The organism is Paenibacillus sp. JL3B1040, from assembly GCF_057063165.1.
The window spans coordinates 1,589,450-1,611,888 of sequence record NZ_CM169317.1 but is presented as its reverse complement, the minus strand read 5'-3'; the positions used below and the strand labels follow the sequence as shown (position 1 = coordinate 1,611,888).

At 53.6% G+C, this 22,439-nt stretch carries 20 protein-coding genes and 1 riboswitch; of the genes, 4 read left to right on the top strand and 16 right to left on the bottom strand.

Features of this window, described 5'->3' with window-relative positions; genetic code table 11:
* Nucleotides 1-128: 128 nt before the first annotated feature.
* The 8 genes from thrS to metA all read right to left on the bottom strand — a co-directional run bounded on the left by thrS (nt 129) and on the right by metA (nt 11,503).
* Nucleotides 129-2,066: a threonine--tRNA ligase gene (gene thrS, locus ACZF99_RS07130; RefSeq protein WP_483610312.1), complete on the bottom strand. Its 1,938-nt coding sequence runs from the start codon at nt 2,064-2,066 to the stop codon at nt 129-131.
* 416 nt (nt 2,067-2,482) lie between these two features.
* On the bottom strand, nt 2,483-3,391 hold the full coding sequence (locus ACZF99_RS07125; RefSeq protein ID WP_483610311.1) for a putative sporulation protein YtxC: 909 nt from the start codon (nt 3,389-3,391) through the stop codon (nt 2,483-2,485).
* 116 nt (nt 3,392-3,507) lie between these two features.
* Nucleotides 3,508-4,644, bottom strand: coding sequence for a cyclic dehypoxanthinyl futalosine synthase (mqnC, locus tag ACZF99_RS07120; RefSeq protein WP_483610309.1), 1,137 nt, complete (start codon nt 4,642-4,644; stop codon nt 3,508-3,510).
* A gap of 661 nt (nt 4,645-5,305) precedes the next feature.
* A complete protein-coding gene (locus ACZF99_RS07115) occupies nt 5,306-7,255 on the bottom strand; it encodes a PTS fructose transporter subunit IIABC (RefSeq protein WP_483610307.1) in 1,950 nt (649 codons plus the stop codon).
* Nucleotides 7,256-7,282: 27 nt separating this feature from the next.
* Nucleotides 7,283-8,029 (bottom strand): DeoR/GlpR family DNA-binding transcription regulator, encoded by a 747-nt coding sequence (locus ACZF99_RS07110; protein ID WP_483610305.1) that lies wholly within the window; start codon nt 8,027-8,029, stop codon nt 7,283-7,285.
* 171 nt (nt 8,030-8,200) lie between these two features.
* Nucleotides 8,201-9,364, bottom strand: a complete 1,164-nt coding sequence (locus ACZF99_RS07105; protein ID WP_483610303.1) for a trans-sulfuration enzyme family protein — start codon at nt 9,362-9,364, stop codon at nt 8,201-8,203.
* The gene (locus ACZF99_RS07100; RefSeq protein ID WP_483610301.1) at nt 9,361-10,578 is read right to left on the bottom strand and encodes an aminotransferase class I/II-fold pyridoxal phosphate-dependent enzyme; all 1,218 of its coding nucleotides are present in this window, start codon (nt 10,576-10,578) and stop codon (nt 9,361-9,363) included. Before ACZF99_RS07100 ends, ACZF99_RS07105 begins: the two co-directional genes overlap by 4 nt.
* On the bottom strand, nt 10,568-11,503 hold the full coding sequence (gene metA, locus ACZF99_RS07095) for a homoserine O-acetyltransferase MetA (protein WP_483610299.1): 936 nt from the start codon (nt 11,501-11,503) through the stop codon (nt 10,568-10,570). Before metA ends, ACZF99_RS07100 begins: the two co-directional genes overlap by 11 nt.
* Before the next feature lie 114 nt (nt 11,504-11,617).
* Nucleotides 11,618-11,748, bottom strand: a riboswitch (SAM riboswitch).
* A 486-nt stretch (nt 11,749-12,234) separates the two neighbouring features.
* Between metA and corA the strand changes: the two genes are divergently transcribed.
* Complete coding sequence (gene corA, locus ACZF99_RS07090) at nt 12,235-13,170, top strand: magnesium/cobalt transporter CorA (protein WP_483610297.1); 936 nt, start codon at nt 12,235-12,237, stop codon at nt 13,168-13,170.
* A 1,059-nt stretch (nt 13,171-14,229) separates the two neighbouring features.
* Here the strand turns inward: corA and ACZF99_RS07085 are convergent.
* Nucleotides 14,230-15,234: an HRDC domain-containing protein gene (locus tag ACZF99_RS07085; protein ID WP_483610296.1), complete on the bottom strand. Its 1,005-nt coding sequence runs from the start codon at nt 15,232-15,234 to the stop codon at nt 14,230-14,232.
* A gap of 237 nt (nt 15,235-15,471) precedes the next feature.
* On the opposite strand from ACZF99_RS07085, the gene ACZF99_RS07080 reads away from it, so the two are divergent.
* Nucleotides 15,472-15,774 carry a DUF3055 domain-containing protein gene (locus tag ACZF99_RS07080; protein WP_178021963.1) on the top strand — a complete coding sequence of 101 codons (303 nt, stop codon included), beginning with the start codon at nt 15,472-15,474 and terminating at the stop codon, nt 15,772-15,774.
* A 22-nt stretch (nt 15,775-15,796) separates the two neighbouring features.
* Here ACZF99_RS07080 and ACZF99_RS07075 read toward each other — a convergent pair whose 3' ends face one another.
* Nucleotides 15,797-16,630: a helix-turn-helix transcriptional regulator gene (locus ACZF99_RS07075; RefSeq protein WP_178021962.1), complete on the bottom strand. Its 834-nt coding sequence runs from the start codon at nt 16,628-16,630 to the stop codon at nt 15,797-15,799.
* Between the two features lie 146 nt (nt 16,631-16,776).
* Here ACZF99_RS07075 and ACZF99_RS07070 point away from each other — a divergent pair, with 146 nt between their 5' ends.
* Nucleotides 16,777-18,078, top strand: coding sequence for a beta-galactosidase (locus tag ACZF99_RS07070; protein WP_483610294.1), 1,302 nt, complete (start codon nt 16,777-16,779; stop codon nt 18,076-18,078).
* Nucleotides 18,053-18,829, top strand: a complete 777-nt coding sequence (locus tag ACZF99_RS07065) for a beta-galactosidase trimerization domain-containing protein (protein WP_483610292.1) — start codon at nt 18,053-18,055, stop codon at nt 18,827-18,829. The genes ACZF99_RS07070 and ACZF99_RS07065 overlap by 26 nt, the downstream gene beginning before the upstream one ends.
* Before the next feature lie 131 nt (nt 18,830-18,960).
* Here ACZF99_RS07065 and ACZF99_RS07060 read toward each other — a convergent pair whose 3' ends face one another.
* The 6 genes from ACZF99_RS07060 to ACZF99_RS07035 form a co-directional block, all read right to left on the bottom strand.
* Nucleotides 18,961-19,842: a 5'-3' exonuclease gene (locus tag ACZF99_RS07060; RefSeq protein ID WP_483612590.1), complete on the bottom strand. Its 882-nt coding sequence runs from the start codon at nt 19,840-19,842 to the stop codon at nt 18,961-18,963.
* A gap of 39 nt (nt 19,843-19,881) precedes the next feature.
* Complete coding sequence (locus tag ACZF99_RS07055; RefSeq protein WP_483610290.1) at nt 19,882-20,244, bottom strand: arsenate reductase family protein; 363 nt, start codon at nt 20,242-20,244, stop codon at nt 19,882-19,884.
* A 48-nt stretch (nt 20,245-20,292) separates the two neighbouring features.
* The gene (locus ACZF99_RS07050) at nt 20,293-20,451 is read right to left on the bottom strand and encodes a hypothetical protein (protein WP_483610288.1); all 159 of its coding nucleotides are present in this window, start codon (nt 20,449-20,451) and stop codon (nt 20,293-20,295) included.
* 1 nt (nt 20,452) lies between these two features.
* Nucleotides 20,453-21,421: an RluA family pseudouridine synthase gene (locus ACZF99_RS07045; protein ID WP_483610286.1), complete on the bottom strand. Its 969-nt coding sequence runs from the start codon at nt 21,419-21,421 to the stop codon at nt 20,453-20,455.
* Nucleotides 21,418-21,984 carry a cob(I)yrinic acid a,c-diamide adenosyltransferase gene (locus ACZF99_RS07040; protein ID WP_483610284.1) on the bottom strand — a complete coding sequence of 189 codons (567 nt, stop codon included), beginning with the start codon at nt 21,982-21,984 and terminating at the stop codon, nt 21,418-21,420. The genes ACZF99_RS07045 and ACZF99_RS07040 overlap by 4 nt, the downstream gene beginning before the upstream one ends.
* A gap of 137 nt (nt 21,985-22,121) precedes the next feature.
* A complete protein-coding gene (locus ACZF99_RS07035) occupies nt 22,122-22,328 on the bottom strand; it encodes an aspartyl-phosphate phosphatase Spo0E family protein (RefSeq protein WP_483612588.1) in 207 nt (68 codons plus the stop codon).
* Between the last annotated feature and the right edge of the window lie 111 nt (nt 22,329-22,439).

The window sequence follows — 22,439 nt, the reverse complement described above, 5'->3', positions numbered from 1 at the left end:
TAAAATGCTGCACGAAATGCAACATTCCAGCCTCAATTCCCTCGCCCACGTGCAAAATATTGCACGAACTACAACATTTCCCCATACCGTCCGATGCGAGTCCCGATTCGGCGGCAACCTCCCGCGGACTAAATCACGTGGTTGCGAATCTCTTCCTGCAGTTGAGCGACCACTTCATCTACCGGTTTGGCGCCAAGGTCGCCTTCGCCGCGCTTGCGGACGGAGACGGTGCCTGCGCTTTGCTCGCTTTCGCCGACGACGAACATGTACGGCAGCTTCTCCAGTTGAGCCTCGCGAATTTTATAGCCAAGCTTCTCGTTGCGCAGATCGCATTCGGCGCGAATGCCGGCGGCGCGCAGCTTGTCTTCCACCTGACGCGCATAAGCATCGAAGTTGCCGGAGACCGGAATCACCTTCGCCTGAACCGGCGCCAGCCACAGCGGCAAGTTCCCTGCAAAGTTTTCGAGCAGGAAGGCGGTGAACCGTTCCATCGTGCCGAGGATCCCGCGGTGCAGCACGACCGGACGGTGTTTGGCGCCGTCGTCGCCGACGTATTCCAGCTCGAAGCGTTCCGGCAGCAGGAAGTCGATTTGCACGGTCGACAGCGTTTCTTCTTTGCCCAGCGCGGTTTTGATCTGCACGTCGAGCTTCGGACCGTAGAACGCCGCTTCGCCTTCCGCTTCGAAGAACGGCAGACCCGCTTCCTCTACCACCTCGCGGAGCATGCGCTGCGCCGTGTTCCACATTTCATCATCCTGGAAGTATTTCTCCGTATCCTGCGGATCGCGATAGGACAACCGGAAACGGTATTCATGGATCCCAAAATCGTTATACACCTGTTTGATCAGATCGAGCACCCGCGAGAACTCATCCTTGATTTGATCCAGACGGCAGAAAATATGCGCGTCATTCAGCGTCATCGAGCGAACCCGGTGCAAGCCGGTAAGCGCGCCGGACATCTCGTAACGATGCTGCATCCCGAGCTCCGCGATCCGGATCGGCAAATCCCGATAGCTGCGCATATCGCTCTTGTACACCATCATATGGTGCGGGCAATTCATCGGGCGAAGAATAAATTCTTCGGTATCGATGGCCATTTTCGGGAAAATATCGTCCTGGTAGTGATCCCAGTGTCCCGAAGTTTTGTAGAGATCGACGTTTCCGAGCACCGGCGTATACACGTGCTGATAACCGAGGCGCTCCTCGATATCGACGATATAGCGCTCCAGCGTGCGGCGGACCGTCGCCCCTTTCGGCAGCCAGATCGGCAGGCCTTGCCCTACCAAATTATTGAACGTAAAAATATTCAATTCTTTGCCCAGCTTGCGGTGGTCGCGCTTCTTCGCTTCCTCCAACAGGCGCAGATGCTCGTCGAGGTCCGCTTTTTTCATAAAAGCGGTGCCGTAAATGCGCTGCAGCATTTTGTTGTCGCTGTTGCCGCGCCAGTACGCGCCGGCCACGCTCAGCAGCTTGAATACTTTGATCTTGCCGGTGGAAGGCACATGCGGCCCGCGGCACAGATCGAAAAATTCGCCTTGATCGTAAATCGAAATGACGCTGCCCTCCGGCAGATCGCGAATCAGCTCCAGTTTATACGGATCGCCCAGTTCCGTAAAGATCGCCACCGCTTCCTCGCGGCTCACTTCCCGGCGGGTAATCGGCAGGTTTTCGCCGATGATGCGCTCCATTTCTTTTTCGATTTTTTGCAAATCCTCCGGATTGAGCGGATGCTCCAAATCCATATCGTAGTAGAAGCCGTCTTCGATCACCGGACCGATCCCCAGCTTCACTTCCTTGTTGCCGAACAGGCGTTTCACCGCCTGGGCCATCAAATGCGCGCTGCTGTGACGCATGATATCCAGGCCGTCCCGGGAATCCCCCGTAATGATCTCCACCTTGGCGCCGTCCACCAGCTTCGCGTTCAAATCAACTGCCACGCCGTTGATCTTCCCGGCCAGCGCATTTTTGCGCAAGCCGCTGCTGATCGAAGCGGCCACATCCTCCAAACTGCTGCCTTCCGCATACTCCCGAACCGAACCGTCCGGCAAAATAACCGATACTGCCACCTTGTTTTCCTCCCTGCAATAAATGATTGTTGAATTTACCGGAGCGGACAAATCAAAAAACGCCCGTCCCCGGAAAGGGACGAGCGTTAGTTACCCGTGGTTCCACCCTCATTCGGCCATTCAAACGCAATACTGGTGCGTATAGCGGATACGGCCCTCAATTCGGCATTCGATAACGGCAATGAACCGGTATTCCTTACTTTATCGCGGGTTCGGGAATACAGCTACAAAGGGGTAAACCAAAAGCGAAACCGAAGGGAATTCCAGCCAAGTTCCCTCTCTCTGTACTGTTCAAGACTTCTGGCTCATGTCTTTGTCAACGCTATTGAACTTCGATTTAATAAAATAAACTTGCAAGTTATTATAATGCTAACTTTTCGGCTCGTCAAGAAACCCTTAAACTTAAACCCTAAAGCTTATCTGCCTTGATCAAGGCGGCGAAACTCCTGATGGAACGGCTTGCAATGCGGACACAGCAAACACAGTTCCACGCGATCTCCGAAAATGCGCGAGAGGGTCTCAATGACCTGCGCATCCGGGTCCTGCGTATGAATCAGGATCCGATCCGGGGACAAGGAAATCAGCGTGCTGACGATCACGTCCTCCATCTGCATTTCCTGATCGGCAATCCGGGCCACGACCCCGCCGGAAGCCGGGACGTGAACCGGCGTAAACTGCTCGTTCAAGATAGCGAATTCGTGGCCGTGCTTATGCATCAAATGAACCAGCGGCGTCAAGGGCTCCTGAAAATATACGAAATACTGCAGCAGCCCGATAAACTCCTCATACTGCTTGTCAAGCAAAAACTCATCCACGGCAAAATCCACGATATCCCGCAGCTTGTCCTCGTATGCCTTTAGGCGAAACGTGGCGAAGCCATCCAAATGCAGCTCGGAGGATGCCTGCAAATACTCGCGCAGCGCTTCTTGAACCAACGATTTGCGCTCTTCGCGCGAGCCGCCGGCTTCGGTGCCTTCCGTGAGCATGCGGTCGACCATTTGTTTGACTTGCAGCGCTTCATCTCGGGATTCGAAGCTGTAGTCCCGTTTCATAACTCGTCCGGCGAGCTCTTCTTCTTTTACACTTACGATATATTCCGCAATTCCCAGCGATAAAAGGTCGATCAGTCGTTCCGGGTTGTCTTGCCCGCCGTCCGTCTCCGTCCGGCCGCTTACCACAGCCTCCAGCACACCGCCGTCGGCCGCTTGAACCCTAAGCTGAACCCCACGGTTATGTAAGCTGCTTAAGGCATCCTGCATCATGCTTCTGAACCGTTCCTCCGATTCGGCGGAACCGCAATTGACGCGTACGGTAAAAAAATCCATGAACCTGGCCCCCTTCCGCTTCCTTCTCCAAGTATATGGCGGGAAGGAAACGGATATACGGGAACGGTTCATGGAATGAAAGGCAGATCTGTCAGTAAATTTCCAGCAGGAAAGCGTTAGTTCTGCATAACAAAATCGCGTTCGACCGTCGTTTCTTCGTCGAAGACACGCAAAATTTCGTATTTCGTATTGCGCTGGGCCGGGATTTTCCCTGCCGAGCGGATGATCGACAAGATCGACTCGATATTGACTTTATGCGTCGCGCCGGCGGACGATACGACGTTCTCCTCGATCATGGTGCTGCCGAAGTCGTTGCAGCCGAATTGCAAAGACAACCTGCCGACTTCCGGTCCCATCGTCACCCAGGAGGATTGCAGGTTCTTGATGTTATCCAATACGATCCGACTGATCGCTACCGTTTTCAAATAAGATTCCGGCGTTTGGCGTTCCGCTTTCAGATTCGTGTTATCCGGCTGGAACGTCCATGGAATGAAAGCCAGGAATCCTTCCGACGGATAGCCGTTTTGAATGCATTCATCCTGTGCTTCGCGGACGCGCAGCAAATGCAGCGCCCGTTCCTCCATCGACTCGCCGAACCCGATGACCATCGTAGCCGTCGTGTTCATGCCGATTTTATGCGCGGTTTGCATGACGTCCATCCAGTCTCTCCAGGAGCCCTTCAGCCGGCTGATTTTCCGGCGTGTCCGGTCGTCCAGGATCTCGGCTCCGCCGCCCGGCAGCGAATCAAGGCCCGCCTCGTGAATGGCGCGTACCACTTCCTCCAGCGAAAGGCCGTCCGAAACTTCTTTCATTTTCATAATTTCCGCAGGGGAGAAGGAGTGCATCGTGATGTCCGGAAACCGCTGCTTGATCGCTTTAAGTAAGTCCGTATAATAGCTGAATGGCAAATTGGGGTTGGTGCCGCCTTGCATCAGGATCTCCGTGCCGCCAACATCAATCGTTTCCTGGATTTTCTGAAAAATCAACTCGTCCGCAAGCACATATCCTTCCTCGGAACCCGGCCGTCGGTAAAATGCGCAAAACCGGCAATAGACGTCACATACGTTCGTATAGTTGATGTTCCGTCCGATCACGAACGTCGTGATGGGTTCGGGATGCTTGCGTTCCATCAGGATGTTGGCGGTATGGCCGATCTTCTCGACCTCGTCGGATTCGAACAGCCGAACCGTGTCTTCCAGATCCAGGCGTCCGCCTTGCAGCGCCTTGTTTAATATATCGTCGATTGCAGTCATGATCACTGCCTCCTTAAACCTATAAATGGAAACCTGGGATTGCTGAAAATTTAAAATGATAATTTAATCGTAACACAATACGTTCAGAAAAACAGCACCCTGTTCGGAGCCTGTTCGGAATGCGATTGCCGCTTCAGCCTTTCGCGGATTGACAAAGCGGCGGGGAACGAAGAGTATCGACGATACTAAAGAGAGGCTGATCCTTGCGACGATCAGGATGCAGGAAACGAGTGCGGCGGATCCCGCACAAATTACGGCCCGTCAAATCTGCGCGACCGTCCAAAGAACAATGAAGAAGCATGTTCTGTCTGGACCGGATTGCGCGGAATCGTTACCCGCTGGCCAAAATCTGGTGACCCTTCATCTCTTGGAGAAGTTATTGAAATAGTTGCACCTATGCAGTTATTTCACACGATTCCGGCAAATCAGACTCATTAGTTGCAAAAATGCATCTAAATTCGCTCAATCCGCTGTATTCCGCGATTATCGACGAAAATAACTGCATACAGACAACTAATCCCTGAAAAATGGCGGATTCTGCTAATTTAACTGCACCTCCACACTTATTGCTAAAACAAAAAGCACTACCGGATCATCGGCAGTGCTCTTTCCCTTTGCTTGGCACCCTCTCATTGGTTATTGCCTATTTCGCTGCCTTCACTTACAAAGCCCCGTTCCGCTTAGGTTCAAGCGTTTTCTTCCAGAGTCCCAAAACAAGACCCGATAATACCGCCCCTATCACTACCGCGAGGAGGAACAGCAAGGCGTGATTCGCCAATGCCGCTACAAATATGCCGCCGTGCGGAGCCGGGATGTTGATATGCCAGAGTTGGGTCAAACCGCCAGCTACCGCCGAGCCCAAGATACAAGAGGTAAGCACGCGCAGCGGGTCTGCGGCCGCGAACGGAATCGCCCCCTCCGTAATAAAGGATAACCCAAGCACATAGTTCGTAATGCCGGATTTCCGTTCATCTTCGGTAAATTTCCGTTTAAATAGCGTTGTGGCAAGAGCAATCGCAAGCGGAGGAACCATCCCGCCGGCCATAACGGCGGCCATCAGGGTACCGTTAGTGTTGCCGCTTGAAGCAAACACGCCGATGGCAAAGGTATAAGCCGCTTTGTTGAAAGGACCTCCCATGTCGATGGACATCATACCCCCAAGGACCAGCCCCAGCAGCATCGCATTGCCTGTGCCCAGATTGTTTAGTCCCGAAACCACCCAGTCATTGATCGTGCTGAAGACAGGATCAAAGAGGTAATACATGATAACGCCCGTAATCAGAAGTCCTGCGACCGGATACAGCAAAATCGGCTTCAAACCGTCAAACGTTTTGGGCAGACCGGCAAAACATTTTCGCAGGCCAATAACGATATAACCGGCCAGGAAACCGGCTGCCAAACCGCCGAGAAAACCGGAATTGGAATTTACGGCCATCAGACCGCCAACCATCCCAGGCATTAATGCCGGACGGTCGCCGATGCTCATCGCGATGAAACCAGCCAAAATCGGAATCAGGAAATGGAACGCCCCGTCGCCGCCAATCGTCATCAGCAGCTTGTAAATCGGGTTATCTGCTCCGCCTACCTGTTCAAATAGGAAGGAGATGGCGATCAGGATGCCGCCTCCAACAACAAATGGAAGCATATGGGAAATACCATTCATCAAATCCTTGTAGATTTTGCTACCGATTTTGGTCTTTCCTCCTTCTGAAAAGCTGCCAGCCTCCGCTTTGACACCAGAGGCTCGATAAACCGGAGCGTCTCCCCGGACCGCTTTCTCAATCAGCTCCTGAGGTTTGCGAATACCGTCGCTTACCGGTCTTTGCAGCAGCGGCTTGCCGTCGAAGCGGCTCATCTCCACCTGCTTGTCGGCGGCAAGAATGACGCCTTTGGCGCGGCGGATTTCATCCGCGGTAAGCACATTTTTGGCTCCTTCTGAACCATTGGTTTCGATGCGTATTTCAACGCCCAACTCGGCTGCTTTTTTCTTCAGCGCGTCTTCGGCCATATAGGTATGGGCGATGCCTGTCGGGCAAGCTGTAACCGCGACTACAAAGTCCCCGGATTGGGCAACGGTCCGCTCCGCTCCGGGTTGTTGGTTTGGCCCATCGGTTGCCTTCAGATCTGGCTGTTGCGCTTCCTTTGCCTTGTTCTCCTCCTGCTGTTTCTCATCAAATAAAGCAACAACCTCTTCGGGCATTGAAGCCGTCTGCAACCGTTCCATGAAACCTTCGTCAAGCAGCAGCTTGGAAAGAGAAGCCAGAGTTTGCAGATGAACATTGCCCGTTCCCTCGGGAACCGCAATCATGAAGAAGAGGGTGGCCGGCTCTCCATCCAGCGTATCGTAATCGACGCCTTTGGCACTTTTGGCAAAAACAATCGTCGCCTCGTTAACCGCCTTCGTTTTGGCGTGGGGCATCGCAATGCCTCCGCCGATTCCGGTGCTTGCTTCCGCTTCCCGCTTCAGAATCTTTTCTTTGAACAAGACCCGATCGTTAATCCGTCCGTTGGCGACCAGACTGCCAATCAGTTCGTCGATCGCCGCTTCTTTAGTAGCTGCCTTCAAATCCATAATCATCGTTTCTTTAATCATCAGGTCCGTAATTTTCATAACTTATCCCCCAGCTTTATATCATAGTTACTCCGCAATTACTTTCGTTTTCTGCGTGATGGAGGTACGCCATCGTTCCGGCATTCTGTCGGTGATCAGCACGGCTTGTTCCAGATCAAAAAGCTTGGCAAAGGTCACTTCCCCGAGTTTGCTGGTATCGGCAAGCACAAAAGATTGACCGGACAATTCGTGGGCCCTCCGTTTAATCAGGGCCTCTTCAGGATCCGGCGTCGTGTAACCCATGGCCGGGTCCACTCCATTGGCTCCCAGAAAACATTTGTCAAACCGGAAGTTGTCCAGGTTCTGGAGCGCGATGCTGCCGATGACCGCTTTCGTATGCGTTTTCATCATTCCGCCGATTAAGTAACTGCGAATCTGTTTGCTTACCAGCGCTTCTACGTGTGACAAACCGTTCGTCACGACGGTGATGTCTTTAGCTTCAATATAGAAGATCATTGCCAAAGTGGTCGTCCCCGCATCCAGGTAAATACATTCCCCTTCCCGCAGCTGCGCCGCAGCCAAACGGGCAATAACCTCCTTTTCCTGAACGTTTTTGAACGTTTTCTCCTCCATGCCCAGCTCTTTGCTTCTCTCACCGGGCAAGCTGGCTCCGCCGTGAATCCGTTTGAGCAAATGCCTGCTCTCCAAATCCACCAAGTCTCGGCGAATCGTGGATTCAGAAGCTCCTATTAGATCTACAAGTTCCTGCAGCTTCACGATTCCTCGCTCATGTAAGCGCTGTAATATCAAATTGTAACGTTCTTCCGTCAGCATATAATACCTCCAACCGTTTTTATCATAACACATATTTCACTAAAATCAATCAATTTCATTCAAAAATGTTCAGAAATATTCATCATCCATTGGTAAGCATAGTTAAGGGTGTCCCATACGTCAACGTAGATGACGTATGGGACACCCTCCAAATTATCCCGATTCCGATGATTAACTGTTCCGTAACGCCTCATCCAAGTCGGCGAGCAAATCGTCGATATCCTCAAGCCCGACGGAGAAACGCAGCAGTCCGTCGGTAATGCCCCGCTCGGCGCGGACCTCCGGCGGCATCGAAGCATGCGACATCATCGCCGGGTAGGAGAGAATGCTCTCGACGGCGCCCAGGCTGACCGCCACCAGCGGCAGCTTCACCCGGTTCAGCAGGCGCTTGGCCCGCTCGCCCGAGCCGACGTCAAAGGAGACGACCGCGCCGTAGCCGGTCGACTGCTTCTCCTGTACCTCGCGGCCGGGGTGATCCGGCAGGCCGGGATAGTAGACGGCGTCGATATCGCCGCGGCGGCTCAGCCAATCGGCCAGCTTGCGGGCGCTCACTTCGCTGTGCGCCATCCGGGCGCCCAGCGTTTTCATGCCGCGCATCAAGAGCCACGAATCCTGCGCGCCCAGGACGGTGCCCAACCCGTTCTGCACGTATTTCAACTGACGGACCAATTCGTCCGTTCGGGCTACTGCCAAGCCGGCGAGTACGTCGCTATGCCCGCCGAGGAATTTGGTCGCGCTATGCAGGACGATATCCGTCCCAAGCTCGATCGGACGCTGGTAGTACGGCGTCATGAACGTATTGTCCACGATGCTGAGCAGCCCCTTCTCCCGCGCCCAGGCGGAAATGTCCGCGATGTCGGTAATTTTGAGCGTAGGATTGGACGGCGTCTCCATATATACCGCTTTCGTGTTGGCCTTCAGAGCCGCCTTGACCTGCTCCGGCTGCGTCATGTCCACGAACGTTGTGTCGATGTTCATCCGGCTCAAAATCGTCGACAGCAGCCGGTATGTACCGCCGTACACGTCTTCGGTCACAATGAGGTGGTCGCCGGCCGAGAGCAGCATCAAGGTGCTCGAGATCGCCGCCATCCCGCTGGCGTACGCAAATCCTTGCACCCCGCCTTCCAACACGGCAATGTAATTCTCAAGCGCCTGCCGTGTGGGGTTCCCGGAACGGCTGTAATCATGCTGCGGCGGGTTGTAAATATCGTGGTGGTGGAACGTCGACGCCTGATAAATCGGTACACTGGATGCGCCCGTCGCTTTGTCCACCTCACTGCCGAAATGGATCAGCTTTGTTTCGAATTTGTTTTCCCGTTTCTCCTGTCCGCTCATGCGCCTTGTCCCCCTTCGACTTCCTGCCGTGCCGCTTCCAGCGCTCCGCCCAAGTCGGCAATCAAATCATCGACATGCTCGATACCGACGGAGAACCGCAGCAAGCGGTCATCCACCCCCACCGCATTGCGAATCTCCTCGGGAATGTCCGCATGCGTCTGCACCGCCGGATACGTCATCAGCGACTCTACCCCGCCGAGGCTTTCGGCGAACGCGATCAGGTTCAGATGGCGCAGCACCGGCTCCACGTAACGGGCATCCGTAACTTTAAAGGAGAAGATCCCCGTGTTGCCGCTCGACTGCTTCCGCTGCGTGGCGTACCCCGGGTGATCCTCCAATCCCGGGTGAAACACTTCCGCCACCTGCGGATGCGACTGCAGGAATCTGGCGATGGCCAGCGCATTGCTCTCGTGTCGCTCCATCCGCAGTGCCAACGTCTTCATCCCGCGCATCAACTGGTAGGAATCGGACGGGCTAAGCACCGCACCAATCGAGTTGTGCAGGATGCCCATTTCCTGCGACAACTCCTCGCCTTTGGTGACGATCAGTCCGGCCAAGACATCGTTATGGCCGCCCAAGTATTTCGTCGCGCTGTGCACGACGATATCCGCGCCAAGCTCGATCGGCCGCTGGAAATACGGCGTCATCAGCGTATTGTCGACGATCGTCAGCAGCCCATGGGCATGCGCCCAAGCCGATACCGCCTCAAGGTCGGTGATCATCATCAGCGGATTGGTCGGCGTTTCAATGATGACGGCTTTCGTGTTGGACCGGCGTGTTTGCTCCAGAGCGTCCAGGTCGTTGGTATCCACATAAGAAGCGGTTACGCCATACTTGGACATGATCCGCTCCAGCAAACGGTAAGTTCCCCCGTATAAATCCAAAGACACGATCAGATGATCCCCTTGCGAAAACAACGTGAACACCGTCTGCAGCGCAGCCATTCCGGAGCTACAGGCAAACCCGGCATCCCCGGACTCCAGAGCGGCTGCCGCGTCTTCCAGCACTTTGCGGGTCGGGCTCTTCGTGCGGGCGTAGTCAAACCCCGTGCTCTGCCCCAGGCGCGGGTGACGAAACGCTGTTGCTTGATATATCGGGTAATTCACTGCACCCGTGACCGGCTCCTCCATCGAGCCGATTTGCGCCAGCCTGCTCTCAATGCGCCATTCCTTGTTCTGCTCCCCCACCTGCAATCCCTCCACGTTAGATCTCATATACAAAATCGGCCGTTTGATCGATATCGTACGGCGTTTCTTGATACACATAGTAGTTTAGCCAATTGGAAAATAATAAGTTAGCATGGGCACGCCATGAAGAACGCGGGGCTTGGGTCGGATCGTCATTCGGATAATAGTTCACCGGCAGTTCGATCTCCATGCCTTTGGCGACGTCGCGGTCATATTCCCATTTGAGCGATTCCGGATCGTACTCCGAATGCCCGCTCACGAAAATCTGTTTGCCGTCGCGGGTGGCAACCAGATAGATTCCGGCTTCGTCCGATTCCGCCAGGATTTGCAGCTCCGGCACCTGCTCGATGTCCGAGCGCTCCACGTCGGTATGCCTGGAATGCGGCACCTGGAACACTTCGTCGAACCCCCGCAGCAGCTTCACCTTCGGATCGTTTACCGTGTGGGAGAAGACGCCGAAGCATTTTTTTGCGAGCGGAATTTTGCGAACGCCGTAGTGGTAATACAAGCCGGCCTGCGAGGCCCAACAGATATGCATGGTCGAAGTGACATGGGTTGTGGACCACTCGAAGATTTCCTGCAGCTCCTCCCAGTAATTCACTTCTTCGAATTCCAGCTGTTCCACCGGCGCTCCGGTGACGATCATGCCGTCAAAGCGGCGGTTACGGATCTCGTCGAACGTTTTGTAGAACATCTCCAGATGCTCTGCGGACGTATTTTTCGAGGTGTGGGTGCTGGGATGAAGCAGGACGATCTCCACCTGGAGCGGCGTATTCCCAAGCAATCGCAAAATTTGCGATTCCGTGGTTTCCTTCGTGGGCATCAGGTTGAGAATCGCGATCCGAAGTGGGCGGATGTCCTGGTGGTACGCCCGGCTTTCGTCCATGACAAAGATATTCTCGCTAGTCAGGACATCCTTGGCCGGCAAATGATCCGGTACTTTAATCGGCATGGGGTTTCACTCCTTTTATTTAGCTTCATCATCAAATCATCCGTTCGAGGGGCCATTTATGCAGAATGACCTCTCTCACGGGGAGAAAGGTCATTACGTATCCGGTATGCGCCTCTCTCATCTCTCAGAAGCCGCCCCGCGTTCGAAGCTGACGGTTCTGCAAGAATTAGCACCGCTGCGATTACGAAGAATCGCCGGTTGCCGGGTATCATCGGGCTAGTCCCTCCACCTGCTCTTGATAAGATTTCGCTATATTTAGTTATGTTGAGGGCCTGGGCATCGCGCCTGCTCCCTGACATTCACTTTAAAGGATCGGGCGGCCTTCCGTCAAGAACCTGCGAGAAAAATCACACAGCGTTCATGACCGCTTCGCACCGGCTCACATAGAATACTTTTGGGTTGAAACATTTCATTCGCTGGCGTTATACTAGACAAGTGCCTTTGGGCCAAGACGGGCCTTAGGTTAAACGAATGTTCATGCAACCTAAAAATAGCGAGGTGAAACCGAGAATGGAAGGCGACCCGAGTCCGCAGAGGACCACCCAGGAAAACCAATTGCATAGGAAACCGACCCGCTGGGTGCCTGCGGAACGCTTAGGGCACTTTCGTTTCCCGGTGTTTGCATAAACGCCTTTTTGAACGTTCCGGGCGAGCCGACGGTTGGTCCCTTTCCTATGCTTCAACCAAGAGCATCCCAGGCCGGAAGGCTTGGGGAAAGGGAGTGAAAACTTATGAAAATCCGTCATGTCCAAGCCGGCGTATTTACCCCCGTAGAGGACGTGGAACTGACAACCACCGCTCCGGAAGAAGGCTTCTATTGGATCGATGCCGACGTCGATGACCTCGCCCTGCTGCAGCCCTTGTTTTCGCTGCATGATTTGGCCGTAGAGGACTGCTTGAGCGAAGAGGAGCAGCGCCCGAAGATCGAAACCTACGACAATCATTACTTTATCGTCGTTAACAGCATTCGCTATGATGATGAGGAAATTTTTCTACGCGCTTTGAACATTTTTTTGGGACGGCATTATATCATTACGGTTACTAAACAGAAAATCAACGAGCTGCGCGCCGTGAAACCGATCCTGTGGGAGCAGGAGGTCAGCGAACCCGACCGGTTCCTGTACCTGTTGGTCGACTTGGTGGTCGATAACTATTTCACCGTCGGCGACCGGATCGAAGTGAAGATCGAGAAGCTGGAAGAAGATATCCTGATGCATACGAAACGTTCGCACCTGAACGAAATCATCGGGCTGCGAAGCGAAATCCTGTGGCTGAAGAAGGTGCTCGGGCCGCAGAAGGAAGTCATCAACATCCTGAACAAAAAAGACCTCCGCCTGATCGACGATCAGCTGCAAAAATACTTCAGCGATATTTACGAAAACGCCGTGAAGATCTCCGAGAACTTCGACACGTTCCGCGAGCTCGTCGGCAACTTGCGCGAGGCCTACCAGGCCGCCATCGCCAATCGCGCCAACGAAATCATGCGCGTGTTCACCGCGATTACGACGATTTTCATCCCGCTGACGTTGATCACCGGCATCTACGGGATGAACTTTGATAATATGCCGGAGCTGCACTCGCGGTACGGCTACTTTATCGTCCTTGGCATCATGGGCGTGCTGGGTCTCGGCATGTATTTCATCTTCCGGAAGAGAGATTGGATATAAAGAAAGCGGCGTGTGGCGCGATAACGGGATGACGTGGATGCCCCGCGGATGCCGAAGATGTTGCGGGTGACGTGACGTCCCGGATGCCGCAGATACTGCGGTGACGGGATGTCACGGAGGCTACAGATACTGCGTGTGACGGGATGCCCGAAGGTTGCAGATACTTCGGGTGACAGGATGCCCGAAGGTTGCAGATACTGCGGGTGACGGGATGCCCCGAAGGTTGCAGATACTGCGGGTGACGGGATGCCCTGCAGACGACGGATGCGGGGATGCCGCGCGGATGCCTCAGATGCCGCCGGAACGCGGGGCCCCTTCTCGCCGCACCTAAATTGTTAGGCCAGCGCGGGCTGTTAAGCATCCGCGTTGGCCTTGTGCAGATAGATAAAAGTGTGTGAACTGCAAAAGTGCAGTTATTTTGCCGTAAAATTCTCAAATCGTGGCCATCAGCTGCAAAAATGCAGTTAATTTCGGCCAAATTTGGAGTTTTCCCAAAATCGCCCCCAAATGAACTGCACTTTTGCAGTTCATTTGCATTTTTGCGGCCTTATCGGGTCGAATGAGCTGCACTTTTGCAGTTCATTCGACCGTCGGAGGATTCACGCCTCCTGTAGTACCTCACGCAGTTGTTGGCGTTGCGGTCACAATGTTGCTGCAATCGCAATTGCGGCCATCGCTGATGTTGTGGGCCTTTGCTAGCCGTTGCTGATGTTGCTACTGCAGTTACTGTCATTGCTACCCCAAGTTGCTGATATTGCTACTGCAGTTACTGATATTACTACCTGCAGTTGCTGATATTACTACTGCAGTTACTGATATTGCGACCTGCAGTTTCTGATATTGCTACTGCAGTTACTGATATTGCTACCCACAGTTTCTAATGTTGCGACCTTTGCCGTTGTTGCTTACAGTTGCTATTCCCGCTATCGCTACCACAGCTGCAGCTACAGCCACTGTTGCAGATGCCGTCACTACCGTTTCTGCTGTTGCCATCGCTACCACTGCCGTCCCTGCCACTGCAGTTGCCCCCGTTGTTGGCAGTTGCAGTGGCCGCCGGGCTTATCCCGCGTGCCGGGCACTCTCGCGCTGGCGTCGGTACCGGATGCGGATCAGGCGCAGCCGCTCGTACAGCGTATCGAGGCTGCCGCCTTCGGCGGCTTCGGTCCCGTACACCTTGTGCAGGATCGGCTTCAGGAGCGCGTCCCCCAGCTCCTCGTAAGCCTGCCAAACGGCCTGCTGCTCGGCTTCGGGCATGGCCTCCAGTTCCGCGCTCACCAAGTCGTCGGTGTTGTAGCCTTCCTTCTCCAGGTTCTCCAGCAGCTCGACCGCATCCCGCCGCTCAATGCCCGTCCGCGAGCAAATATCCTCCACCTTGAGCCCTTCGGCCAGCGCCTCCAGCACGGCCCGGCGGACGCTGAATTTCTCCATCTCCGCCCGGTATTTGACCTCCTTCTGCTTGTACAGCCAGGAGCGGAACACCTCGTCGTCGATTTCCTGCTCGACCCAATCCAGCGGGAACCCCCTTCTCCGTTCCGCGACCTTCGTGATTTCCAGCAGTTCGGCGCCGTATTCGCCGGCTTTATTCTCCCCGACGCCAGGCAACTGCAGCAACTCGTCCGCCGATTGCGGCAAAAATACGCTGATCATCCGCAGCAGCCGATTGCTGGCGATCAAGTACGGCGCCTTGCGCTCCGCTGACGCTTTCTTCCGGCGCCATGCCGTCAATTCGTTGTACACCGGCTCGTTACCGTTTAATTCACTGTAGCAAAACAGCTTCTGCGCGGCCATGCCGCGCCCGGTTAACGCTTCCTTCTCATCCCAAATGCCTTCCATCACGGGGCGAAACCCCTCGCCCAGCTTGGCCGCCAATCGATGACGGTAGATATGTAGCATCTCCGACCATGAGGCCCCTTCGTACCACAGATCCTCCCGCTGGCCGTCGGCGGTCAGCTCGTTCCAGCCCATCCGCCATACGCCTTCCTCCTCCCCGATCCATACCTGGGCTCCCCGTATCATGGTGCCGCTGTCCTTCTTCTCCAGACTGTTCAAGAATACGATCCGCATCAACCATTCGCCTCCTTAAAATTTCAGCTACGAAGGAGTTTCGCAAATGAAGCGCACACGCAAAAAGCACCTCTTTCGCGAACATTCGCAAAAGAGGTGCTTCCCCCAAACGTAACCTGTTATCCCTAATAATACCATGTTTAATCATGCTGTCAATGCGGTTTTTTTCATTGTCCCATCGCTTCCCGTTTTCCGGTATAATAGCTAAAGATATTCTCATCTAAGGAGGCATACCGAATGAGCGATCACCATCAAGAACTTGATTTTCTGTCCGACAGCACCGAAAGCACCTCGACCCGATTCGTTACCTTTATCGGCGGTTCGCTGAAGCGATTTGACCTGGCGGTCACGACCACCAACCGTTTTTACGGCAAAAAGCTGGTCACCGATATGCAAAACGGCCGTACGGCCATACTTGGCACCGACGACCTGGAGGAGGAAGGTTACCTTGAGCATATTTTCAACCTGAGCGAGGAAGAAGGGATCGAGCTGCGCACCTTCCTATACCAGGTCTTAGGCGAGCCTTACTTTACGGATTAGCGCGGCTGAACAACCTGATGTTTTACGATCTAAACATCCGTCGATACTGGTTTGGCGGCATGCCTTCCATTTGTTTGAATACTTTAATAAAGTAGCTGGATTGTTGAAATCCACTGTGCGAAGCGATTTGAGCCACGGTTAAATCGGATGAAACCAGCAACAATTTTGCCCTGGCCAAGCGGCATTCGCTCAAGTAGCGATTCGGTGTCTTTCCCATTATTTTTCGGAACAATCGTAAAAAATGGTAATTGCTGTAGCCGGCAAGCCTTGACATGCTCTCTAATGTCCATGGACGCTGACACTCGTTATGAATGATATCCGCCGCGCTGCGGATGGAATGCCTGGTTTCGAGCGGCACCGAGCCATGTAGCGGTTCGGAATTTTGCAGCAATGTAATTAGGATTTCATACAATAATGCGGAAACTCGGGGCTCGTTTCGCGTCTCAAAAGCCTCACTGAGCATGAACAGTTCATTGAATACCGTTTCGAGCCCAGTACCCGGGTCAAAGGTAAAGAAATAACCACGCGACTGATCCGCTTCCTCCAGCAGTGGTAATGAAATGGCGGTGTCAAAGTGTATCCAGCGCACATCCCAAGGATGGGAGGGATCGCAACCATATTGCTGATAAGCTCCTCTGGGAAAAAGAAACCCCCTCCCCGGGCCCATCGGAATACGTTCCCCTTCATGGAAAACATACCCTTCGCCATGAAACACCAAATGAAGATTATAGCTGTTAAGCACCCCCTCGCTTCTACGCTCGGCATGCTCCGGAAACTGGCTGTAATGACCCAGAAATTCCGGATAGCATACGTAATGAGCAAAGGCAGGCGACGGCAATACCCATTGCTTCTTCAATCAGATTGTCCTTCCTTTCGCTAGCGAAATCAACCACGCAATATAGTCACATTATAGCAAGATTATGTTATATGAATCCATGTGTAGCTGATCATACAATAGATTTGCGGTTTGGATAAAGCATATTTTTACACTTGGAGGTTACTATGAAAACACCAGTTGCAGTAGATCGGTTCGAACTCGGCGTATGTTATTACCCGGAGCAATGGCCGGAGAAAATGTGGGATGAAGATTTCCGACGTATGGCGGAGACGGGCTTCACAATTGTTCGTATGGGGGAATTTGCCTGGTCCATATTCGAGCCGGAAGAAGGAGACTATCAGTTTGGTCTATTTGACCGCGCGATTGATCTGGCGTACAGTCATGGACTTAAGGTGGTCCTTGGAACACCAACGGCTACGCCCCCTGCCTGGCTAACGGAGCGTTATCCTGAAGTGCTGAATGTAAGTTACGATGGCGTCACGCTTCAGCACGGAATGCGCCGTCATTATAATTACAGCAGCCCCAAATACCTTGAGTTGTGCGCCCGAATTGTCACTCGCCTTACCGAGCATTATGCCAATTACCATGGAGTGGTCGGCTGGCAGATTGACAACGAGCTGAACTGTGAGACGAATGTATTTTATTCCGAAAGTGACCACCAGGCTTTCCGCGAATGGCTGCAACACAAATACGGCACACTTGAGAAGCTGAATGAGGCTTGGGGGACTGTTTTCTGGAATCAAACCTACAATAGCTGGTCCCAGCTCCATTTGCCGCGCCCAACCCCTGTACCCAAACAGCCCAATCCGCATCAGGCTCTGGATGAAATTAGATTTATCTCCGACAATACGATCTCCTTTGCCAAGGTCCAAGCGGATATCATTCGGAATAAAGCGCCGAAGCAGTGGATAACAACAAACGGTTTGTTCGGTCATTTAGACAATCATGAGATGACTGACAAGCTGTTGGATTTCTACAGCTATGATTCTTATCCGCAATTTTCCAGCCTATCAACCAACCCATCTGAAAAAAATCCGATAGGTGACCGAGGCTGGAGTCTGTCACTCTCTACGGTACGTTCCATCAGCCCTAACTTCTGTATCATGGAGCAACAATCCGGTCCCGGAGGTTGGGTGAATCGTATGGATATGCCTTCACCAAAGCCCGGGCAGATGCGGTTATGGACTTACCAATCGGTAGCTCACGGCGCGGACATGATCCTCTACTTCCGTTGGCGAACAGCAACAATGGGCCATGAGATCTACTGGCATGGAATCAATGATTACCATAACCAGCCGAACCGGCGGGTTAGAGAAGCCATACAGATCGGACAAGAGTTAGCCTCGTCAGGCAAAGAGATAATCGGAACACGCCCCCAGGCAACCGTAGCCATCCTGCGCGATTATGATAACGAATGGGACGGAGAATATGATGTATGGCATGGTCCGTTCATGGCAGAGCAATAAGGAATGGTTCAAGGCGCTAACTCATCAGCACATCCCGAATGACGTCTTTTACCTCCGGGATCATACAACCCTATCCGAGCTGTCGCGTTACGAGGTGCTGATCTACCCGCACCCGGCTATTTTGTCGGATGAAACCGCAAGACTTTTGGATATGTATGTGCAGCAAGGCGGGAAGCTTGTATTTGGCTGCCGTACAGGGTACAAAGACAAACGTGGACACTGCTATATTCGCCCCTTTCCTGGAGCAGCGAGAGAACTTTGTGGAATTACGATAGAAGAATTTACAAGGATCAAGGGTACCCGTGCAACTACCTTTATGAATTGGGGACAAGATCCCCAAGATCTAACCGAAGCCGATTCTTTTAATGAAATTCTTCATATCGAGGATGAAAGCGCCGAGGTTATTGCAACCTATGCCTCCGACTACTACGCAGGCAAGCCAGCAATCACGAGAAATGTCCGCGGCAAAGGAGAAGTGTGGTATTACGGCGCAGTGTTCAATGAAGAGGCTGCCCTCAAATTAAGCAATTTGCTGAAACTAAGATCCCCTGCTGCGGATTGGCTGGAACTCCCCCGTGAAGTGGAGTTGCAAATTCGTGAGGGGAAATCGACTAGTCTGACCTTCCTGCTTAATTACAGCGAAGAGCCGGCTATGATTAAATTAAAAGATCAAAAAACAGATTTACTAACAGGGGCTACGATCTCCGGAACTTTCACAATGGATGGATTCGGTGTACTGGTGTTGAAATAAAAGATAGTATAGCCCCTCGGGTGCAGGCGTAAAGATGGGCGCCGAGTTTTTGTATCGGGTCTTCGGAGAGCCTTAATTTACCGATTGACAAATCGGTCCGGTCCCTCCCCCGATCTCGGCGCCGTAAATGATTAAACGACGCCCATCCAAGTGCTGACGCTGGCCATCTCCAGCTCCTCGAACTTGGAAACTACCTGTGCCGGATTCAGTTCAAGCCGGCAAGTCTCCACAGCGCATTCCAGCTCGATGTCACAGCGAATCGTGGCCAGCTGCCGGGAGAGGTGTAGCATGTCGAGATCGGCTTCGATTTTGGCGCGGACCGATTTGGATAGTTGGTCCAGATTGGCCAGGATGCCTTCGACCGAGCCGTGCTCCTGCACCAGCTTCAAGGCCGTTTTCTCGCCGATGCCGCGCACGCCCGGATAATTGTCGCTCGTATCGCCCATCAAGCCTTTTAAGTCGACGATTTGCCCGGGCGTTAAACGCTTCTCTTCCATCAAGACCTCCGGCGTATACACCATGTAGTTGCCGTGGCCTTTCTTCATGATGATCACGCTCGTCCGCTCGCTGACCAGCTGCAGCATGTCGTGATCGCCCGTCAGCACCAGCACGTCCATCTCCCGGCCGAAGCGGGATGCCAGTGTACCGATGCAATCGTCGGCCTCGTATCCCGGCGAGCTGACGTTGGGGATGCCCAAACTGTCCATCACCTCGCGGATCATCGAAAACTGCGGGATCAGCTCGTCCGGCGCATCCGACCGATTGCCTTTGTAATCGGAGAACTGCTCCGTCCTGAACGTTTTGCTGCCCAAATCCCAGCAGCAGGCGACATGCGTCGGACCGAACTTCTGCACCGCGTCCCAAAAATAACGCATAAATCCGTACACCGCATTGGTCGGAACGCCCGCCTTCGTACGCCGGATATACCCCGTGGCAGCCGAAGCATAGAAAGCGCGGAACATCAGCGCCATTCCGTCCACCAGCAGAATCGTATCTTTACTGCTTTGCACCAAATTCACGGTTCACCCAAGCCACCTTTCTCTTCAAAATATTTATTTGCCCCATACTTGTTCGTAGGTCTCTTCCTTGTATCCGACGGTCACGCTCTTTCCATCCGTCACGATCGGGCGTTTGATCAGCATCCCGTTCGACGCCAGCAGCGCAAGCTGCTCTTCCCGCGTCATCCCGGCCAGCTTATCCTTTAACCCCAATTCCTTATAGACCTCGCCGCTGGTGTTAAAAAACTTTTTCAATTCCAGTCCGCTGAGCCTTACCAGCTCGTCCAGCTCAGTGGCGCTCGGCGGCGTTTCCTTAATAGGATGCAGCTCCAGCTCATGCCCTTTGGCCTGCAGCGACTGAATCGCTTTGCGACAAGTGCCGCATTGCGGATATTGGTAAACCACCAGCTTGCTCACGTTGAAAAACCTCCTAAGCGATTGATGTTCATAACCTGCTGATATATTTTAATACGGAATTCCAGTCACCGTTGTATTCCTCAACATCCATTGCTTTGTGATTTCCAAATGCTTTGGTGAACGTGCGCCTATATAAATGACAGAATAGTTTCGAGAAAGTGTATGCAAAAAATCTACGCTGCCTTCAACAGGTTTATCTTTCATCATATTATGTGGAGAATCTCTGCCGGAGCAGCTCCTCCAGCTCCCGCATATCCGCCGGCGGCTCCGACGTAAAAGTCAGCGCCGCTCCGGTCAGCGGATGACGGAAGCCGAGCTCCGAAGCGTGCAGCGCCTGCCGCCCGATCGCTCCGTCCAACCGCGCAATTCGCTCGCGTTCCGGCTCCGTCAGCCTTTCAACCCCCGGCAGCCCGTAGAACTTGTCGCCGATGAGCGGATGGCCGATCGAGGTCATATGCACGCGGATTTGATGCGTCCGCCCCGTGCCGAGGCGCAGCTCGACCCGGGCCCCATCCGCGAACGGTTCCTCCACCTTGTAATAGGTCAGGGCAGGATACCCCGACGGGGTTACGATGCGGCGATGGGGCTCGGCGGGATCGCGGTCGATCGGACCGTCGATCGTTCCTTCCGACTGCGCCGGGCAACCGTGTACCAGCGCCTTATATTTCTTCAGCACCTCGCCGGCGATCAACTGCTCGGAAATATGCTGGTGCACGTACGCATTTTTGGCGATGGCGATCAAGCCGCTCGTCTCTTGGTCCAGCCGGTGCACCGGACGAAAGCGGAACCGCTCCCCCTTCTCCTGCCAATAATGCACGACGCCGTTCGCTAACGTGCCCGTATAATGCCCGTGCGTCGGATGCACGATCATCCCCGCCGCCTTGTCGACGATCAACAGGGCTTCATCCTCGTAAACGACGGTGAACGGGATCGGTTCCGGCAGAATGTCGGTTGAGGTTTCCTTTTCCAGCGATACGCTCACCGTATCCCCGGCTTTAACCGGAACGCTGATGAATACCCGCTCCCCGTTCAGCATCACCCCGCGCTCCGTCAGCTTGATGCGCGACAACAGCTTGCGGGATACGCCCAAGCGGCGCTGCAGCACGCTTTTGACCGTCCAGCCGTCTTCGCCGGCGGACACTTGATATTCGATCGGATCATAATACTCGGGATTCACTTGTTGCCAAACACCTTCCTGCTCCGCACGTATTCGACATCCGCAACCTGCCGGCGATGATTGGCGGTACGGGCCGCGGCAAAGAAATAATCCGACAAGCGGTTCAAATATTTCAGCGCCTCGGCGTTGATCTCCTTGCCCATGCTCAGGGTGACCACCCGGCGTTCGGCCCGTCGGCATACGGTCCGGCAAACGTGCAGCGCGGCAGCCAGCGGCGTTCCCCCCGGTAAAATGAACTTCTCCAGCGGCGGATGCTCCGACACATGCCGGTCGATCCATTCCTCTAAGCGCTCCGCCAGTTCCGGCGTCACTTTGTAACGGCTTTCCGACAGCTTGACGTAAGCGAGATCGGAACCGCAATCGAATAATTCCTGCTGAATTTGCAACAGTTGCGCGCGAAGATCGCCAAACGTTTCCTCGTCCGATAAGCTGGCCGCTTGTCCCACGAAACTGTTCAGTTCATCGATCGAACCGTAAGCTTCAACCTGCACATCATCCTTATTCACTCTACCGCCGATGACCGAGGTTTGACCCTGATCGCCGGAGCGCGTATAAATCGACATTTTGAAATCCTCCCCGTGACATACTCTCGTACCATCTTACCATAAATCGAAGACCGGCTGGTCATGGAACTGCTGGAACCGCAAAAAGGAGACCCGCAAGCGGATCCCCTTCAAAATGCAAGACATGGTTATCGTTGTTAACGCCGATTGGATTTTGGATGGGTTTTCATCGTCTTCATGAACTCATTGATTTTCAGATCCAATAAGCTGCTGATTTCAATCACTATATCCGATGTAAAGGATTTTTCCTGCATGAAAAGCCGCTCCATCTTGCTGCGCAGCAAGTGTATTTCGTCCTCCAACGTTACGGCTTGCGGTGAATTCGGCCGATGCGGATCATCCATCCATGGATGTATTTCATGGCCTTCAGCGATTAGAGCATTATCGTATGGCAGGTTGTATTCACCGCGCAAAAGAAATCCCTCCCTGAGATACTAAAACCCTCTTCCAAAATC

What these genes read in the sequence shown, in the direction of transcription:
- ACZF99_RS07125 (WP_483610311.1), bottom strand. Translation starts at nt 3,391, where the DNA reads ATGGATTTTTTTACCGTACGCGTCAATTGCGGTTCCGCCGAATCGGAG.
- mqnC (WP_483610309.1), bottom strand. Translation starts at nt 4,644, where the DNA reads ATGACTGCAATCGACGATATATTAAACAAGGCGCTGCAAGGCGGACGC.
- ACZF99_RS07115 (WP_483610307.1), bottom strand. Translation starts at nt 7,255, where the DNA reads ATGAAAATTACGGACCTGATGATTAAAGAAACGATGATTATGGATTTG.
- ACZF99_RS07110 (WP_483610305.1), bottom strand. Translation starts at nt 8,029, where the DNA reads ATGCTGACGGAAGAACGTTACAATTTGATATTACAGCGCTTACATGAG.
- ACZF99_RS07105 (WP_483610303.1), bottom strand. Translation starts at nt 9,364, where the DNA reads ATGAGCGGACAGGAGAAACGGGAAAACAAATTCGAAACAAAGCTGATC.
- ACZF99_RS07100 (WP_483610301.1), bottom strand. Translation starts at nt 10,578, where the DNA reads ATGAGATCTAACGTGGAGGGATTGCAGGTGGGGGAGCAGAACAAGGAA.
- metA (WP_483610299.1), bottom strand. Translation starts at nt 11,503, where the DNA reads ATGCCGATTAAAGTACCGGATCATTTGCCGGCCAAGGATGTCCTGACT.
- corA (WP_483610297.1), top strand. Translation starts at nt 12,235, where the DNA reads ATGAAAATCCGTCATGTCCAAGCCGGCGTATTTACCCCCGTAGAGGAC.
- ACZF99_RS07085 (WP_483610296.1), bottom strand. Translation starts at nt 15,234, where the DNA reads ATGCGGATCGTATTCTTGAACAGTCTGGAGAAGAAGGACAGCGGCACC.
- ACZF99_RS07080 (WP_178021963.1), top strand. Translation starts at nt 15,472, where the DNA reads ATGAGCGATCACCATCAAGAACTTGATTTTCTGTCCGACAGCACCGAA.
- ACZF99_RS07070 (WP_483610294.1), top strand. Translation starts at nt 16,777, where the DNA reads ATGAAAACACCAGTTGCAGTAGATCGGTTCGAACTCGGCGTATGTTAT.
- ACZF99_RS07065 (WP_483610292.1), top strand. Translation starts at nt 18,053, where the DNA reads ATGGTCCGTTCATGGCAGAGCAATAAGGAATGGTTCAAGGCGCTAACT.
- ACZF99_RS07050 (WP_483610288.1), bottom strand. Translation starts at nt 20,451, where the DNA reads ATGATGAAAGATAAACCTGTTGAAGGCAGCGTAGATTTTTTGCATACA.
- ACZF99_RS07040 (WP_483610284.1), bottom strand. Translation starts at nt 21,984, where the DNA reads ATGTCGATTTATACGCGCTCCGGCGATCAGGGTCAAACCTCGGTCATC.
- ACZF99_RS07035 (WP_483612588.1), bottom strand. Translation starts at nt 22,328, where the DNA reads ATGGATGATCCGCATCGGCCGAATTCACCGCAAGCCGTAACGTTGGAG.